The sequence below is a fragment of the Pseudomonas sp. TE3-3-F2023 genome (assembly GCF_036784815.1).
Classification (GTDB): domain Bacteria; phylum Pseudomonadota; class Gammaproteobacteria; order Pseudomonadales; family Pseudomonadaceae; genus Aquipseudomonas; species Aquipseudomonas pudica.
This window is the reverse complement of sequence record NZ_CP145113.1, coordinates 1,140,116-1,154,046: the sequence shown is the minus strand read 5'-3', so window position 1 is coordinate 1,154,046 and position 13,931 is coordinate 1,140,116. Positions and strand designations below refer to the sequence as shown.

General features: G+C 62.4%; 15 protein-coding genes. 8 read left to right on the top strand and 7 right to left on the bottom strand.

All coding sequences use genetic code 11. The features are described 5' to 3' along the window. Position 1: 1 nt before the first annotated feature. The 5 genes from choX to V3314_RS05170 all read left to right on the top strand — a co-directional run bounded on the left by choX (position 2) and on the right by V3314_RS05170 (position 4,038). On the top strand, positions 2–946 hold the full coding sequence (choX, locus tag V3314_RS05190; RefSeq protein WP_046614489.1) for a choline ABC transporter substrate-binding protein: 945 nt from the start codon (positions 2–4) through the stop codon (positions 944–946). Between the two features lie 121 nt (positions 947–1,067). After that, positions 1,068–1,952: a 3-keto-5-aminohexanoate cleavage protein gene (locus tag V3314_RS05185; RefSeq protein ID WP_046614490.1), complete on the top strand. Its 885-nt coding sequence runs from the start codon at positions 1,068–1,070 to the stop codon at positions 1,950–1,952. 18 nt (positions 1,953–1,970) lie between these two features. Further along, positions 1,971–2,936: an L-carnitine dehydrogenase gene (locus V3314_RS05180; protein WP_046614491.1), complete on the top strand. Its 966-nt coding sequence runs from the start codon at positions 1,971–1,973 to the stop codon at positions 2,934–2,936. Positions 2,937–2,946: 10 nt separating this feature from the next. Beyond that, the gene (locus V3314_RS05175) at positions 2,947–3,423 is read left to right on the top strand and encodes a thioesterase family protein (protein WP_046614492.1); all 477 of its coding nucleotides are present in this window, start codon (positions 2,947–2,949) and stop codon (positions 3,421–3,423) included. A gap of 357 nt (positions 3,424–3,780) precedes the next feature. Further along, positions 3,781–4,038, top strand: coding sequence for a hypothetical protein (locus tag V3314_RS05170; protein WP_046614493.1), 258 nt, complete (start codon positions 3,781–3,783; stop codon positions 4,036–4,038). A gap of 121 nt (positions 4,039–4,159) precedes the next feature. Here the strand turns inward: V3314_RS05170 and V3314_RS05165 are convergent, their stop codons facing one another. Both V3314_RS05165 and V3314_RS05160 read right to left on the bottom strand, forming a co-directional pair. Then, entirely contained in the window at positions 4,160–5,266 is a 1,107-nt protein-coding gene (locus V3314_RS05165) for a GlxA family transcriptional regulator (protein WP_046614494.1), read from the bottom strand. 520 nt (positions 5,267–5,786) lie between these two features. Beyond that, positions 5,787–7,163 carry an L-serine ammonia-lyase gene (locus V3314_RS05160; RefSeq protein WP_046614495.1) on the bottom strand — a complete coding sequence of 459 codons (1,377 nt, stop codon included), beginning with the start codon at positions 7,161–7,163 and terminating at the stop codon, positions 5,787–5,789. Between the two features lie 453 nt (positions 7,164–7,616). On the opposite strand from V3314_RS05160, the gene V3314_RS05155 reads away from it, so the two are divergent. The 3 genes from V3314_RS05155 to choV all read left to right on the top strand — a co-directional run bounded on the left by V3314_RS05155 (position 7,617) and on the right by choV (position 10,669). Beyond that, positions 7,617–8,564, top strand: coding sequence for a choline ABC transporter substrate-binding protein (locus tag V3314_RS05155; protein WP_046614496.1), 948 nt, complete (start codon positions 7,617–7,619; stop codon positions 8,562–8,564). 81 nt (positions 8,565–8,645) lie between these two features. After that, entirely contained in the window at positions 8,646–9,494 is an 849-nt protein-coding gene (gene choW / locus V3314_RS05150) for a choline ABC transporter permease subunit (protein WP_169774667.1), read from the top strand. Continuing rightward, the gene (choV, locus tag V3314_RS05145) at positions 9,491–10,669 is read left to right on the top strand and encodes a choline ABC transporter ATP-binding protein (protein ID WP_003257485.1); all 1,179 of its coding nucleotides are present in this window, start codon (positions 9,491–9,493) and stop codon (positions 10,667–10,669) included. Before choW ends, choV begins: the two co-directional genes overlap by 4 nt. A 135-nt stretch (positions 10,670–10,804) precedes the next feature. Here the strand turns inward: choV and hisF are convergent, their stop codons facing one another. The 5 genes from hisF to hisB are packed head-to-tail and all read right to left on the bottom strand — an operon-like array spanning position 10,805 to position 13,844. After that, entirely contained in the window at positions 10,805–11,575 is a 771-nt protein-coding gene (gene hisF, locus V3314_RS05140) for an imidazole glycerol phosphate synthase subunit HisF (RefSeq protein WP_025337372.1), read from the bottom strand. Positions 11,576–11,585: 10 nt separating this feature from the next. Next, positions 11,586–12,323, bottom strand: a complete 738-nt coding sequence (hisA, locus tag V3314_RS05135; RefSeq protein ID WP_003257484.1) for a 1-(5-phosphoribosyl)-5-[(5-phosphoribosylamino)methylideneamino]imidazole-4-carboxamide isomerase — start codon at positions 12,321–12,323, stop codon at positions 11,586–11,588. A 27-nt stretch (positions 12,324–12,350) separates the two neighbouring features. Beyond that, the gene (locus tag V3314_RS05130) at positions 12,351–12,611 is read right to left on the bottom strand and encodes a DUF2164 domain-containing protein (RefSeq protein WP_046614499.1); all 261 of its coding nucleotides are present in this window, start codon (positions 12,609–12,611) and stop codon (positions 12,351–12,353) included. Next, on the bottom strand, positions 12,612–13,250 hold the full coding sequence (hisH, locus tag V3314_RS05125) for an imidazole glycerol phosphate synthase subunit HisH (RefSeq protein WP_025337371.1): 639 nt from the start codon (positions 13,248–13,250) through the stop codon (positions 12,612–12,614). It lies immediately after the preceding gene. Then, positions 13,251–13,844, bottom strand: a complete 594-nt coding sequence (gene hisB, locus V3314_RS05120) for an imidazoleglycerol-phosphate dehydratase HisB (protein ID WP_003255736.1) — start codon at positions 13,842–13,844, stop codon at positions 13,251–13,253. It lies immediately after the preceding gene. Between the last annotated feature and the right edge of the window lie 87 nt (positions 13,845–13,931).

Below are 13,931 nucleotides of genomic sequence, written 5' to 3'. Positions count from 1 at the left end.
CATGCACAGCTTGATCCGCCGCAGCCTGTTGACCCTTACCCTGAGCAGCATCGCCACTTCCCCACTATTCGCCGCCGAGCCTGCGGCCTGCAAGAACGTCCGTCTGGGCGTGGTCAACTGGACCGATGTCATCGCCACCAGCGCCATGGCCCAGGTGCTGCTCGATGGCCTTGGCTACCAGACCAAGCAGACCAGCGCCTCGCAGCAGATCATCTTCGCCGGCATCCGCGACAAACGCCTGGACATGTTCCTGGGTTACTGGAACCCGATCATGACCCAGACCATTACCCCGTTCGTCGACGCCAAGCAGGTCAAGGTGCTCGACAAGCCCAGCCTAGAAGACGCCCGCGCCACCCTGGCAGTACCCAAGTACCTGGCCGACAAGGGCCTGAAGACTTTCGCCGACATCCACAAGTTCGAAAAGGAACTGGGCGGGAAAATCTACGGCATCGAACCGGGTTCCGGCGCCAACACCCAGATCAAGGCGATGATAGCCAAGAACCAGTTCGGCCTGGGCAAGTTCCAGCTGGTCGAATCCAGCGAGGCCGGTATGCTCGCCGCCGTCGACCGTGCAGTGCGGCGCAACGAGGCCGTGGTGTTCTTTGGCTGGGCACCGCACCCGATGAACGTGAATATCGACATGGTCTACCTGGGCGACAGCCAGGACGCCCTGGGCCCTGACGAAGGCCGCGCGACAGTGTGGACGGTGACTGCGCCAGACTACGCCGAACGCTGCCCCAATGCCCACCGCCTGCTGGCGAACCTGAGCTTCAGCGCCGAGGACGAGAGCCGCATGATGCAGCCGCTGCTCGACCACAAGGATGCACTGGAATCGGCCCGCCAGTGGCTCAAGGACCACCCCGAGGACAAGGCCCGCTGGCTCGAGGGCGTGACCACCTTCGATGGCAAGCCGGCTGCCGACAACCTAAACCTCACTGCCAACTGATCCGGCCCATTCGCGGGTAAACCCGCTCCCACAAGTCAGGCACATGCCAGGGGCAACATCGTTCCCTGTGGGAGCGGGTTTACCCGCGAAAAGGCCACCAGACACCACAAGGAACCCCTTCATGAACCACGACGTCATCATCACCTGCGCCCTCACCGGCGCTGGCGACACCGCCTCGAAAAGCCACCTTGTTCCAGTCACCCCCAAGCAGATCGCCGAGTCTGCCGTAGAGGCCGCCAAAGCCGGCGCCACCGTGGTCCACTGCCACGTGCGCGACCCGCAAACCGGCCGTTTCAGCCGTGATGTGGCGCTGTATCGCGAAGTCATGGAGCGCATCCGCGAAGCCGACGTGGACATCATCGTCAACCTTACCGCGGGCATGGGTGGCGACCTGGAAATCGGCCCGGGTGAAACACCACTGGAATTCGGCCCGGGCACCGACCTGATCGGCCCCCTGGAGCGCCTGGCCCATGTCGAAGCGTTGCTGCCGGAGATCTGCACCCTCGACTGCGGCACCCTCAACTTCGGCGACGGCAACTCGATCTACGTCTCCACCCCGGCGCAACTGCGCGCCGGCGCCAAGCGCATAACCGAGCTGGGGGTAAAAGCCGAGCTGGAAATCTTCGACACAGGCCACCTGTGGTTCGCCAAGCAAATGATGAAGGAAGGCCTGCTCGACGACCCGCTGTTCCAGCTGTGCCTGGGCATCCCGTGGGGCGCGCCGGCTGATACCACCACCATGAAGGCGATGGTCGACAACTTGCCGGCCAACGTCACCTGGGCCGGGTTCGGAATCGGCCGCATGCAGATGCCGATGGCCGCACAGGCCGTGCTGCTGGGCGGCAACGTGCGGGTGGGCCTGGAGGACAACCTGTATCTGGACCGTGGCGTATTGGCCAGCAACGGCCAGTTGGTCGAGCGCGCGGTGGAGATCATTTCGCGCCTTGGCGCCCGTGTGCTGACTCCGGCCGAAGGCCGGGAAAAGATGAACCTCAAACGCCGCTGACACTTTCAGGAGCCCAACATGACCTTCATCACCGAGATCAAGACCTTCGCCGCCCTGGGTAGTGGCGTGATCGGCAGCGGCTGGGTCGCGCGCGCCCTGGCCCACGGCCTGGACGTGGTCGCCTGGGACCCGGCGCCAGGCGCCGAGCAGGCGTTGCGCAAGCGCATCGCCAACGCCTGGCCGGCATTGGAAAAGCAAGGCCTGGCACCAGGCGCCTCACAAGAACGCCTGAAGTTCGTTGCCACTATCGAGGAATGCGTTCGCGATGCCGATTTCATCCAGGAAAGCGCCCCTGAACGCCTGGACCTGAAGCTCGACCTGCACGCAAAGGTCAGCGCTGCCGCCAAACCCGATGCAATCATCGGTTCCAGCACCTCGGGCCTGCTGCCCAGCGAGTTCTACGAATCTGCCACCCACCCCGAGCGCTGCGTGGTCGGCCACCCGTTCAACCCGGTGTACCTGCTGCCGCTGGTGGAAATCGTCGGTGGCAACCGCACCGCCCCCGAGGCCATCGAAGCTGCCAAAACCATCTACACCGCCCTGGGCATGCGCCCGCTGCACGTACGCAAGGAAGTGCCCGGGTTCATCGCCGACCGCTTGCTCGAAGCCCTGTGGCGCGAAGCCCTGCACCTGGTCAACGACGGCGTGGCCAGCACCGGCGAAATCGACGATGCCATCCGCTTCGGCGCCGGTCTGCGCTGGTCGTTCATGGGCACGTTCCTCACCTACACCCTGGCCGGTGGTGACGCGGGCATGCGTCACTTCATGGCCCAGTTCGGCCCGGCGCTGCAACTGCCGTGGACTTATCTGCCGGCACCAGAGCTGACCGACAAGCTGATCGACGATGTGGTCGAAGGGACCTCCGAACAACTGGGCGACCACAGCATCGCCGCGCTGGAGCGCTATCGTGATGACACCCTGTTGGCAGTGCTGGAAGCGGTGAAGACCAGCAAGGCCAAGCACGGTATGGCTTTCGGCGACTGAGGAGACCGCGATGCCCACATTGATCACCTACCGCACCCCAGTCCAGGAGGACTGGGTCGACTACAACGGGCACCTGCGTGATGCCTACTACCTGCTGATCTTCAGCTACGCCACCGACGCGCTGATGGAGCGCATCGGCCTGGATGCCGACAGCCGCGGCCAGAGCGGTAACTCGCTGTTCACCCTGGAAGCGCACATAAACTACCTGCACGAAGTGAAGCTGGGTACCGAGGTGTGGGTGCAGACGCAGATCATCGGCTTCGATCGCAAGCGCCTGCATGTCTACCACAGCCTGCACCGCGAGGGGCTCGACAAGGCACTGGCGGCCAGCGAGCAGATGCTGCTGCATGTTGACCTGGCGGGGCCGAAGTCGGCACCGTTCAGTGAGCGTAGTGCCGGATTGCTGCAGGGCTTGGTGGATGAACAACAGGATCTGCCACCGGCCGAGTTCCTCGGACGTATGATGGGTTTAAACACCCGGCCCTGAACAAAACTGCGTACCCGCTCCCACAGAGGGCATGCAAGCCTTCAAGTATTGAGTAAGACAGTGTGCCAACAGCGGCGCGGTGTTGCTCCGAGCAAAAAAATAACCCCGGAAAGCCGTGAGCATCCGGGGCCAAGAGCGAGCAACATCCACTGTGCACGAACGAGGGTGACCAAACCCTCCGTTGCGGTAGATGGCTTGAGTTTGCGCACTTCCCGGCAGGTGGAATTAGCCGGGAACGACCTGTTCTTAGCCAAAGCAGCCATGGCGCCATTCTGTTGTTGCGGGCATGTCGCCAGCGTCACAGAATCGGTCGTAAATCACAGCAGCACTCTCTTAGCGATAAAAGGGACAACAGCCATGATGCATGCGGATTTGATTGACCAGGACGATCTGGCAGGCCACCTGCGCGCGCGCGGGTTCGAGATTCCGGCCGGCGCTACTGCCGAGCAGGCGTGCGAAGCGGTAGTGCGTGGGCTGACCGAGCCCAATGCACGGGCGCTGAAGGGGATGGTGGAGCAGATGTATACCGGTAGTGCGACGATCTTGCCGGCGGTGCGCCAGGCCATCGACAAACAGCTGTTGCCGGCGTTGGCGCAGTTCAACAAGCGCGCCTGACTGATTTTTTCCTGTACCGGCCTCTTCGCGGGTAAACCCGCTCCCACAGGTATCGCACCGCTTTTGAATACGGTGTAATCCCTGTGGGAGCGGGTTCACCCGCGAAGAGGCCGGTGCCGTCTCAGAGCCTTACACTGGCAAAGGTCGACTCGTTGCGCGCCTGGCTCAGGGCCGCCATCGGCCCGCTGTGCGGCGACAGGGTCATGGCCTGCGGGATCGGCATCATCGCCACCTGCTGCGCAGTGTTGGAGCCCACGCGCTCGTCACGCGGCGGAATACCGAAGTACTCGCGGTAGCACTTGGAGAAGTGCGGGGTAGAAACGAAGCCGCACACCGACGCCACTTCGATGATCGACATCGGCGTCTGCTTCAGCAGCTGCCGGGCTCGGATCAGGCGCAGCTTCAGGTAGTAACGCGACGGCGAACAGTGCAGGTACTTCTGGAACAGGCGCTCGAGCTGCCGGCGCGATACCGACACGTACACTGCCAGTTCGTCCAGGTCGATCGGCTCTTCAAGGTTGGCCTCCATCAACGCGACGATTTCCTGCAGCTTAGGCTGGTTGGTGCCAAGCATGTGCTTGAGCGGCACGCGCTGGTGATCCTGCTCGTTGCGGATGCGCTCGTAGACGAACATTTCGGAAATCGCCGCCGACAGTTCACGGCCGTGGTCGCGGCTGATCAGGTGCAGCATCATGTCCAGCGGCGCGGTGCCGCCGGAGCTGGTGAAGCGGTTACGGTCGAGGGTGAACAGGCGGGTACTCATGTTGACCCGCGGGTAGGCCTCCTGCATGGCCGCCAGGCATTCCCAGTGCACGCTGCAATCGAAACCATCCAGCAGCCCCGCACAGGCCAAGGCCCAGCTACCGGTACATACCGCGCCCAGACGGCGCGACTGACGGGCCTGGGTTTGCAACCAGGTGACATGGTCACGGGTAACGCTGCGCTGAATGCCCACGCCGCCACAGACAATAACGGTATCGATGGGCGGCGCACTGTGCATGGCGGCGTCAGGGGTTATCTGCAAGCCATCGCTGGCCCACACCTGCCCACCATCGGCGGTGAGGGTGTGCCAGCGGTACAGTTCGCGGCCGGAAAGCTGGTTGGCCATACGCAGCGGCTCCACGGCCGATGCCAGGGAAATGAGGGTGAAATTGTCCAGTAGGAGAAACCCGATGGACTGGGGGGCTGTGCGGTTCTGGGTTGGGTTCCCGGAGGTGTACGACGTCATCGCGATTTCTCCTCACACAAATGCAGGGTGTGCCTCAGGCGAGCACTGATTTCTTGTTATGTATGGCCCCGGTTTCATGTGCAGGGGCCTTGGTGCCAATCTCAACGCAAACGCCGTGCCTGAAATTGAACGGCTATCCAAAAAAACCTGAAAACGACGCCTTTGTTAGACAAATCAGGTGCTTTGATCGAGTTGGCCAATCTTCGTAGAACGGGCGTGCTAGGCGCTGTGCGTGTAACGGCTGAGCAATTTGGTGACACGCGCAGTGTAGGATGCCCAGAAACGACACTATTGAGTGTCACCGACAACGCCCACACTGATAACGACACCCGACGATCGGTATGCGCCGCGCTTGCACCTTAAGGGGGCATTGGGGGGGCGGTGCTGCACCTGCCTCAAACTCAAGGGCGTCTTCGCGGGTAAACCCGCTCCCACAAGTACAGCACCGCGAGTGAGAGCAACGCAGTACCTGTGGGAGCGGGTTCACCCGCGAAGAGGCCCTTGATGTCAGATAAAGCTATCAGCACTCGATCGCGCTGACTGCCAAACCACCGCGCGAGGTCTCTTTGTACTTGTCGTGCATGTCGGCCCCGGTATCGCGCATGGTGCGGATTACCTGGTCGAGGGAAATGAAGTGCTCGCCATCACCACGCAGGGCCATCTGCACCGCGTTGATGGCCTTTACCGCAGCAATCGCGTTGCGCTCGATGCATGGCACCTGTACCAACCCGCCGACCGGGTCGCAGGTCAGGCCCAGGTTGTGCTCCAGGGCAATTTCGGCAGCGTTCTCCACCTGAGGCGGGGTCGCGCCCAGCACTTGGGCAAGGCCCGCTGCTGCCATGGCGCAAGCCGAGCCGACTTCACCCTGGCAGCCCACTTCGGCACCGGAGATCGACGCATTCTTCTTGCACAGGATGCCCACCGCGGCAGCACCGAGGAAGAAGTCGACCACGCTGGATTCATCCACCGCATCGCTGAAGCGCATGTAATAGTGCAGCACAGCCGGGATGATGCCCGCCGCACCGTTGGTCGGCGCGGTCACCATGCGCCCACCGGCGGCGTTTTCTTCGTTGACCGCCAAGGCGAACAGGTTGACCCATTCCATGGCGCTCATGGTCGAGCCGATCACGTTGGGCTTGCCGATTTCCTGCAGGCTGCGGTGCAGCTTTGCGGCGCGGCGGCGCACGTTCAACCCGCCGGGCAGCGTGCCTTCGTACTTGAGGCCGTTGTTGACGCATTCCTGCATGGCTTCCCACAGCTTGTGCAAGCCGGCGCGGATCTCTTCCTCGCTGCGCCAGACCTTCTCGTTGGCCATCATCAATTGCGACACGCTGAGGTCGTTTTGCTTGCACAGGCGCAGCAGTTCGGCGGCGCTGTTGAAGTCGTACGGCAGCACTGTCTGGTCGGCATCCAGTACGCCACTGGCGGCCTGGGCGGCATCGACCACGAAGCCGCCACCCACCGAGTAATAGGTGTCGCGATGCAGCTCGCCCTGCTCGCCTTCGGCGATCAGGGTCATCGCGTTGGGGTGATACGGCAGGTTCTCGTCCAGCAGCAGCATGTCGCGGGCCCAGACGAATTCGATGGGCAGGCGGCTGTCCAGCTGCAGGGTGTTGGTTTCGCGCAGGTCGGCGATACGCGGCGCGATCTGGGTCGGGTCGATGGCGTCCGGCCATTCCCCCATCAGGCCCATGATGGTGGCATTGTCGGTGCCATGCCCCACCCCCGTGGCCGACAGCGAGCCATACAGGCGCACTTCGATCCGCTTCACACGTTCCAGCTCGCCGCGTTCGCGCAGGCCCTGGACGAACAGGGCGCCAGCACGCATGGGGCCGACGGTGTGGGAGCTGGAGGGCCCGACACCGATCTTGAACAGGTCGAACACGCTGATGGCCATTGTCGAATCACCTCTTGCTGGGCTTGTCTCTGCGCGCCATGCGCAGGGCGGGGCAGCTGCTAGGCTGAAGCAGCGGGCCGCCTTGAATGCACGCATCATCGGGCTTTTACCAACCCCCTCGCCGTCTGCAACCGACGTACTTTTGTCCAGCAGCGCCGCGCTGTTTTCTACCGGGGAGCTGCCCTCGCCACGCCGCTTTCCGGCGGCCTGGTGACGTAAAAATGCGGCTGAGGGGGTGGAAAAATCCATAAGCGACATCGCCCATACTGGATACGACCCGTTCCGTACTGGTTACGACCCCACCAGTAGGCGATTGCCCAGCGCTGGAGGATTATCGAAAGCGACTCGTAAAGCACGGCCACGCATCCTGCCCTCTGCAGGCCTGGTCGACCGGACCCTGAGAAAGCCCGGCGACCCACGCGAACCCGAAGACAAAATCACAGGAGTCCATCCATGAAAGGTTCACCCTCGCTGTTGCTGGTTGCGTTGCTGTCCGCGCCTTTGCTGGCCCAGGCCGCCGAACCCGAGCAATGTCAGACGGTACGGTTCTCGGATGTCGGCTGGACCGACATCACTGTAACCACCGCGACCACCAGCGTTGTGCTCGAAGCACTGGGTTACAAGACCCACACCACCATGATCTCGGTACCGGTGACCTACAAGTCGCTGGCCACCGGCAAGGACCTGGACGTGTTTCTCGGCAACTGGATGCCGACCATGGAGAACGACATCAAGCAGTACCGCGACGCCGGTACTGTCGAAACAGTGCGCGCCAACCTGGAAAACGCCAAGTACACCTTGGCCGTACCCCAGGCGCTGTATGACAAGGGCCTGAAGGATTTCAGCGACATTCCCAAGTTCAAGAAGGAGCTGGACGGCAAGATCTACGGCATCGAGCCCGGCAACGATGGCAACCGCACCATCCAGAGCATGATCGACAAGAACGCCTTCGGCCTGAAGGACGCCGGCTTCAAGATCGTCCAGTCCAGCGAGGCCGGCATGCTGTCGCAGGTTGACCGTGCGCAGAAGCGCGGCGAGGCCATCGTGTTCCTCGGCTGGGAACCGCACCCGATGAACACTCGCTTCAAGATGCAGTACCTGACCGGCGGGGACGAGTTCTTCGGCCCCGACTTTGGCAAGGCGACCGTATTGACCAACACCCGCAAGGGCTATGTGCAGGAATGCAGCAACGTTGGCCAGCTGTTGAAGAACCTGTCGTTCGAGCTCAAGGATGAAAGCACCATGATGGGCTATGTCCTGGACGACAAGATGAAACCCGAGGCGGCGGCCAAGAAGTGGCTCAAGGACAACCCTGGCAAACTGGATGCCTGGCTGGCCGGCGTAACCACCGTGGATGGCAAACCCGGCCTTGAGGCGGCCAAGGCCAAGCTGACGCAATAACGAAATACGCAATAGCGCTACCTCGGGGCAGGCCCATGCCTGCCCCGGGTTGATTTCAATCTATGCAGGTGGAAGCTCGCTATCATGCTTATCGATCAGAAAATACCCCTGGGCCAGTACATCGCGTCGTTCGTCGAGTGGCTGACCCAGAACGGCGCGAATTACTTCGACGCCATCGCGCAAGGCCTGGAGTTCATGATCCATGGCGTCACCAGCGCCCTGACTTTCTTCAATCCGTTCGTGCTCATCGCTCTGTTCGCCGCCTTGGCGCATTTCATTCAGCGCAAGTGGGCGCTGACCGCATTCGTGGCCTTGTCGTTCCTGCTGATTCTCAACCTGGGTTACTGGCAGGAAACCATGGAAACCCTGGCGCAGGTCACCTTCGCCACAGTGGTTTGCGTGGCCATCGGCGTGCCACTGGGCATCGTCGCCGCGCACAAACCGATGTTCTATACCGCCATGCGCCCGGTACTCGACCTGATGCAGACGGTACCTACCTTCGTCTACCTGATCCCCACCCTGACCCTGTTCGGCCTGGGTGTGGTGCCGGGGCTGATCTCGACGGTGGTGTTCGCCATCGCCGCGCCGATCCGTCTCACCTATCTGGGCATCTGCGACGTCCCGCAGGAGCTGATGGACGCCGGCAAGGCGTTTGGCTGCTCGCGACGCCAGCTGCTCACCCGTATCGAACTGCCGCACGCGATGCCAAGCATCGCCGCCGGCGTTACCCAGTGCATCATGCTGTCGCTGTCGATGGTGGTGATCGCCGCCCTGGTCGGCGCTGACGGCCTGGGCAAACCTGTGGTCAACGCACTGAACACCGCCGATATTTCCCTGGGCTTCGAAGCGGGCCTGGCGATCGTGCTGCTGGCGATCATGCTCGACCGTATCTGCAAGCAACCGGACCTGCCGGTAAGGGGTGAAGCATGAGCATCATTCGTTTCGAAGACGTCGACGTCATCTTCTCCAACAAGCCGCGCGAAGCGCTGGCCCTGCTCGACCAGGGCCAGACCCGCGAGCAGATCCTCAAGCAGACCGGCCTGGTGGTGGGTGTCGAGAAGGCCAACCTGGATATTCAGAAAGGCGAGATCTGTGTGCTGATGGGCTTGTCCGGTTCGGGCAAGTCGAGTTTGCTGCGCTGCATCAACGGCCTGAACACCGTCAGCCGCGGCAAGTTGTTCGTCGAGCACGAAGGCAAGCATATCGACATTGCCCACTGCACCCCCGCCGAGCTGAAGATGATGCGCACCAAGCGCATTGCCATGGTGTTCCAGAAATTCGCCCTGATGCCTTGGCTGACGGTACGCGAGAACATCAGCTTTGGCCTGGAAATGCAGGGCCGCCCCGAGAAGGAGCGGCGCAAGCTGGTCGACGAAAAGCTCGAGCTGGTGGGCCTGACCCAGTGGCGCAACAAGAAACCGGACGAACTGTCTGGCGGCATGCAGCAGCGCGTGGGCCTGGCCCGGGCGCTGGCGATGGATGCCGACATCCTGCTGATGGACGAACCGTTCTCGGCGCTGGACCCGCTGATCCGCCAGGGCCTGCAGGACGAGTTGCTTGGCCTGCAGGCCAAGCTGAGCAAGACCATCGTGTTCGTCAGCCACGACCTGGACGAGGCGCTGAAGCTGGGTAGCCGCATCGCGATCATGAAGGACGGCCGGATCATCCAGTACAGCAAGCCGGAAGAGATCGTGCTCAACCCGGCCGACGAGTATGTACGTACCTTCGTCGCCCACACCAACCCGCTGAACGTGCTGTGCGGGCGCAGCCTGATGCGCAGCCTGGACAACTGCAAGCGGGTGAATGGTTCGGTATGCCTGGACCCGGGTATCGACTCGTGGCTGGACCTGGGCGAAGGTGGCTCGATCAAGCGCGCACGCCAAGGGCAGAACGGGCTGGACCTGCAGAACTGGGCACCTGGGCAGGATGTGGAACTGCTGGGCCGCCGCCCAACGTTGGTCAATGCCGATATCGGCATGCGCGAGGCGCTGCAGATTCGTTACCAGACCGGCAACAAGCTGGTGTTGCAGGACAACGACAAGGTGGTGGGGATTCTTGGGGATACCGAGCTGTACCACGCATTGCTCGGCAAGAATCACGGTTGATGCCATTGGGGCCGCGTTGCGGCCCATCGCCGGCAAGCCAGCTCCCACATTGGCAGCGCAGGCCCTGAGCCTTGTGCGGTCCCTGTGGGAGCTGGCTTGCCGGCGATGGGCTGCAAAGCAGCCCCAATTAATCGATCAGCGAACGACGATCCCGCGCGAAGCCATGTAGGCCTTGGCTTCCGGCACTGTGTACTCACCAAAGTGGAAGATGCTGGCCGCCAGAACCGCACTGGCGTGCCCTTCCAGAATACCGTCAGCCAGGTGCTGCAGGTTACCCACCCCACCCGAGGCAATCACCGGAATACCCAGCGCATCACTGATCGCACGGGTAACGCCCAGGTCGAAGCCGTTCTTCATGCCGTCCTGGTCCATGCTGGTCAGCAGGATCTCGCCAGCCCCCAGGCCTTCCATCTTCTTCGCCCATTCAACGGCATCCAGCCCGGTCGGTTTGCGCCCGCCGTGGGTGAAAATCTCCCAGCGCGGTTGCTCACCCGGCCCGGACACCTTCTTGGCGTCGATGGCGACAACGATGCACTGCGAACCGAAACGGTCCGCTGCCTCGCCGACAAACTCCGGGTTGAACACTGCGGCCGTGTTGATCGAGACCTTGTCGGCACCGGCATTGAGCAGGTTGCGGATGTCCTGCACAGTGCGCACGCCACCGCCCACGGTCAGCGGGATGAACACCTGGCTGGCCATGCGCTCGACGGTATGCAGCGTGGTGTCGCGGCCATCGACGCTGGCGGTGATGTCGAGGAAGGTGATTTCGTCGGCACCTTGCTCGTCGTAGCGACGGGCGATTTCCACCGGGTCGCCGGCATCACGGATGTTCTCGAACTTGACGCCCTTGACCACCCGGCCGTTGTCCACGTCCAGGCAAGGGATGATGCGCTTGGCCAGTGCCATGGTTCAGTCCTCAGCCTTGGTAGTTGTCGCAGAAGGCCTGGGCCTCGGCGACATCGAGAGTGCCTTCGTAGATGGCACGGCCGGTGATGGCGCCGATGATGCCCGGAGCCTTGGCGTCCAGCAGGGCCTTGATGTCGCCCAGGTTGTGGATGCCGCCCGAGGCGATCACCGGGATGGAGGTGGCTTCTGCCAGTGCCTTGGTGAACGGCACGTTGCAGCCCTGCATCATGCCGTCCTTGGCGATGTCGGTGTAGACGATCGCCGAGACGCCATCGGCCTCGAAACGCTTGGCCAGGTCGATGACCTGCACCGAGCTCACTTCAGCCCAGCCATCGGTGGCGACGAAGCCATCCTTGGCGTCCAGGCCAACGATGACCTTGCCCGGGAAGGCCTTGCACGCTTCGGCGACGAACTCCGGCTGCTTGACCGCCTTGGTGCCGATGATCACGTAGCTGACGCCAGCCTTGACGTAGTGCTCAATGGTTTCCAGCGAGCGGATGCCACCGCCGATCTGGATCGGCAGGGTCGGGTAGCGCTTGGCAATGGCAGTGACCACTTCACCGTTGACCGGCTGGCCTTCGAAGGCGCCGTTAAGGTCGACCAGGTGCAGGCGGCGGCAGCCACCCTCGACCCACTTGGCGGCCATGCTCACCGGGTCGTCGGAAAATACCGTGGAGTCTTCCATGCGGCCTTGGCGCAGGCGCACGCAGGCACCGTCCTTCAGATCGATAGCGGGGATAATCAGCATCTTGGGAACCTGTCTGTTCTTGGGGTTTCAGGGCTTCTCGAGCGCCCACAGATCACTTTCGATGCTCTCGAACCGCTCCTTGAGGTGCAGTTGAACATCGGCAATCGCCCTGTTGTAGTAATGGGGTGCAATTTCTTTGCTGAACAGCTCGAGGACTTCGGCCACTTCGAACGACCCCAGCTCCAGCTCGAAACGGTCTTCGAGGAAGCGCTTGAGCGTGTGCAGCGCTTCGCGCTCCTGCTCGGGGGCCAGGGTGATGACCGGGGCCTTGGTCTTCGACCTGCTCATTTACCAGCGCCCGTCCCAGGCAACGAAGTTCTGCAGCAGCTGCAGGCCATGGGTATGGCTCTTCTCCGGGTGGAACTGCACGGCAAAGCGCGAGCCATCGGCCAGCGCAGCGGCGAAATCGACACCGTAATGGCCGCGGCCAACCACCTGGGCCGGCTTGCCGGCATTGATGTAGTAGCTGTGCACGAAGTAGAACCGCGCACGGTCGGGGATGTCGTGCCAAAGCGGGTGGTCGTTGGTCTGGCCGACTTCGTTCCAGCCCATGTGCGGCACCTTCAGGTGCTCACCGTCTTCCTGCAGGTCTTTGCCGAAGAAGCGCACCTGGCCGGGGAACATGCCGATGCAGTCGACACCGTCGTTTTCTTCGCTGTGGTCGAGCAGCGCCTGCATACCCACGCAAATGCCGAGGAACGGGCGATCCTGGCTGACCTCGCGCACCAGGCTGTCGAAGCCCAGGCGGCGGATTTCGGCCATGCAGTCGCGAATCGCGCCCACGCCCGGGAATACCACGCGGTCGGCTTCGCGGATGACCGTGGCATCGCTGGTGACCAGCACCTTACCGGCCCCTACATGCTCGAGCGCCTTGGCCACCGAGTGCAGGTTGCCCATGCCATAGTCGATTACGGCTACCGTCTGCATTTACAGGCACCCTTTGGTGGAAGGCATCTGCCCGGCCATGCGCTCGTCGAGGGTAATGGCCATGCGCAGGGCGCGGCCGAAAGCCTTGAACACGGTCTCGATCTGGTGGTGGGTGTTGTGGCCACGCAGGTTGTCGATGTGCAGGGTCACCAGGGCGTGGTTGACGAAGCCCTGGAAGAACTCCTGGAACAAGTCGACATCGAAGCCACCGACGCTGGCGCGGGTATACGGGACGTGCATCTGCAGGCCCGGGCGACCGGAGAAGTCGATGACCACGCGCGACAGCGCTTCGTCCAGCGGCACATAGGCGTGGCCGTAGCGGAAGATGCCCTTCTTGTCACCGATGGCCTGGGCGAATGCCATGCCCAGGGTGATGCCGACGTCTTCGACGGTATGGTGATCGTCGATATGCGTGTCACCCTTGCACTCGATATCCAGATCGATCAGCCCATGGCGAGCAATCTGGTCCAGCATGTGTTCAAGGAAAGGCACACCGATATCGAATCGGGCCTTGCCACTGCCATCGAGGTTGATCGAGCACTTGACCTGGGTTTCCAGGGTATTGCGCTCGACGGAAGCCTTACGTTCGACCATCACCAGCTCCGCAAAATCATTAGGCGAAAAGGGCTTCATTATAGGCCTAGAACGCGCTGGCTTGAAACGCGGATGACATATGGCAAA

What these genes read in the sequence shown, in the direction of transcription:
- V3314_RS05155 (WP_046614496.1), top strand. Translation starts at nt 7,617, where the DNA reads ATGAAAGGTTCACCCTCGCTGTTGCTGGTTGCGTTGCTGTCCGCGCCT.
- choV (WP_003257485.1), top strand. Translation starts at nt 9,491, where the DNA reads ATGAGCATCATTCGTTTCGAAGACGTCGACGTCATCTTCTCCAACAAG.
- V3314_RS05180 (WP_046614491.1), top strand. Translation starts at nt 1,971, where the DNA reads ATGACCTTCATCACCGAGATCAAGACCTTCGCCGCCCTGGGTAGTGGC.
- V3314_RS05130 (WP_046614499.1), bottom strand. Translation starts at nt 12,611, where the DNA reads ATGAGCAGGTCGAAGACCAAGGCCCCGGTCATCACCCTGGCCCCCGAG.
- choX (WP_046614489.1), top strand. Translation starts at nt 2, where the DNA reads ATGCACAGCTTGATCCGCCGCAGCCTGTTGACCCTTACCCTGAGCAGC.
- V3314_RS05170 (WP_046614493.1), top strand. Translation starts at nt 3,781, where the DNA reads ATGATGCATGCGGATTTGATTGACCAGGACGATCTGGCAGGCCACCTG.
- V3314_RS05160 (WP_046614495.1), bottom strand. Translation starts at nt 7,163, where the DNA reads ATGGCCATCAGCGTGTTCGACCTGTTCAAGATCGGTGTCGGGCCCTCC.
- V3314_RS05165 (WP_046614494.1), bottom strand. Translation starts at nt 5,266, where the DNA reads ATGACGTCGTACACCTCCGGGAACCCAACCCAGAACCGCACAGCCCCC.
- V3314_RS05175 (WP_046614492.1), top strand. Translation starts at nt 2,947, where the DNA reads ATGCCCACATTGATCACCTACCGCACCCCAGTCCAGGAGGACTGGGTC.
- hisF (WP_025337372.1), bottom strand. Translation starts at nt 11,575, where the DNA reads ATGGCACTGGCCAAGCGCATCATCCCTTGCCTGGACGTGGACAACGGC.
- hisA (WP_003257484.1), bottom strand. Translation starts at nt 12,323, where the DNA reads ATGCTGATTATCCCCGCTATCGATCTGAAGGACGGTGCCTGCGTGCGC.
- V3314_RS05185 (WP_046614490.1), top strand. Translation starts at nt 1,068, where the DNA reads ATGAACCACGACGTCATCATCACCTGCGCCCTCACCGGCGCTGGCGAC.
- hisB (WP_003255736.1), bottom strand. Translation starts at nt 13,844, where the DNA reads ATGGTCGAACGTAAGGCTTCCGTCGAGCGCAATACCCTGGAAACCCAG.
- hisH (WP_025337371.1), bottom strand. Translation starts at nt 13,250, where the DNA reads ATGCAGACGGTAGCCGTAATCGACTATGGCATGGGCAACCTGCACTCG.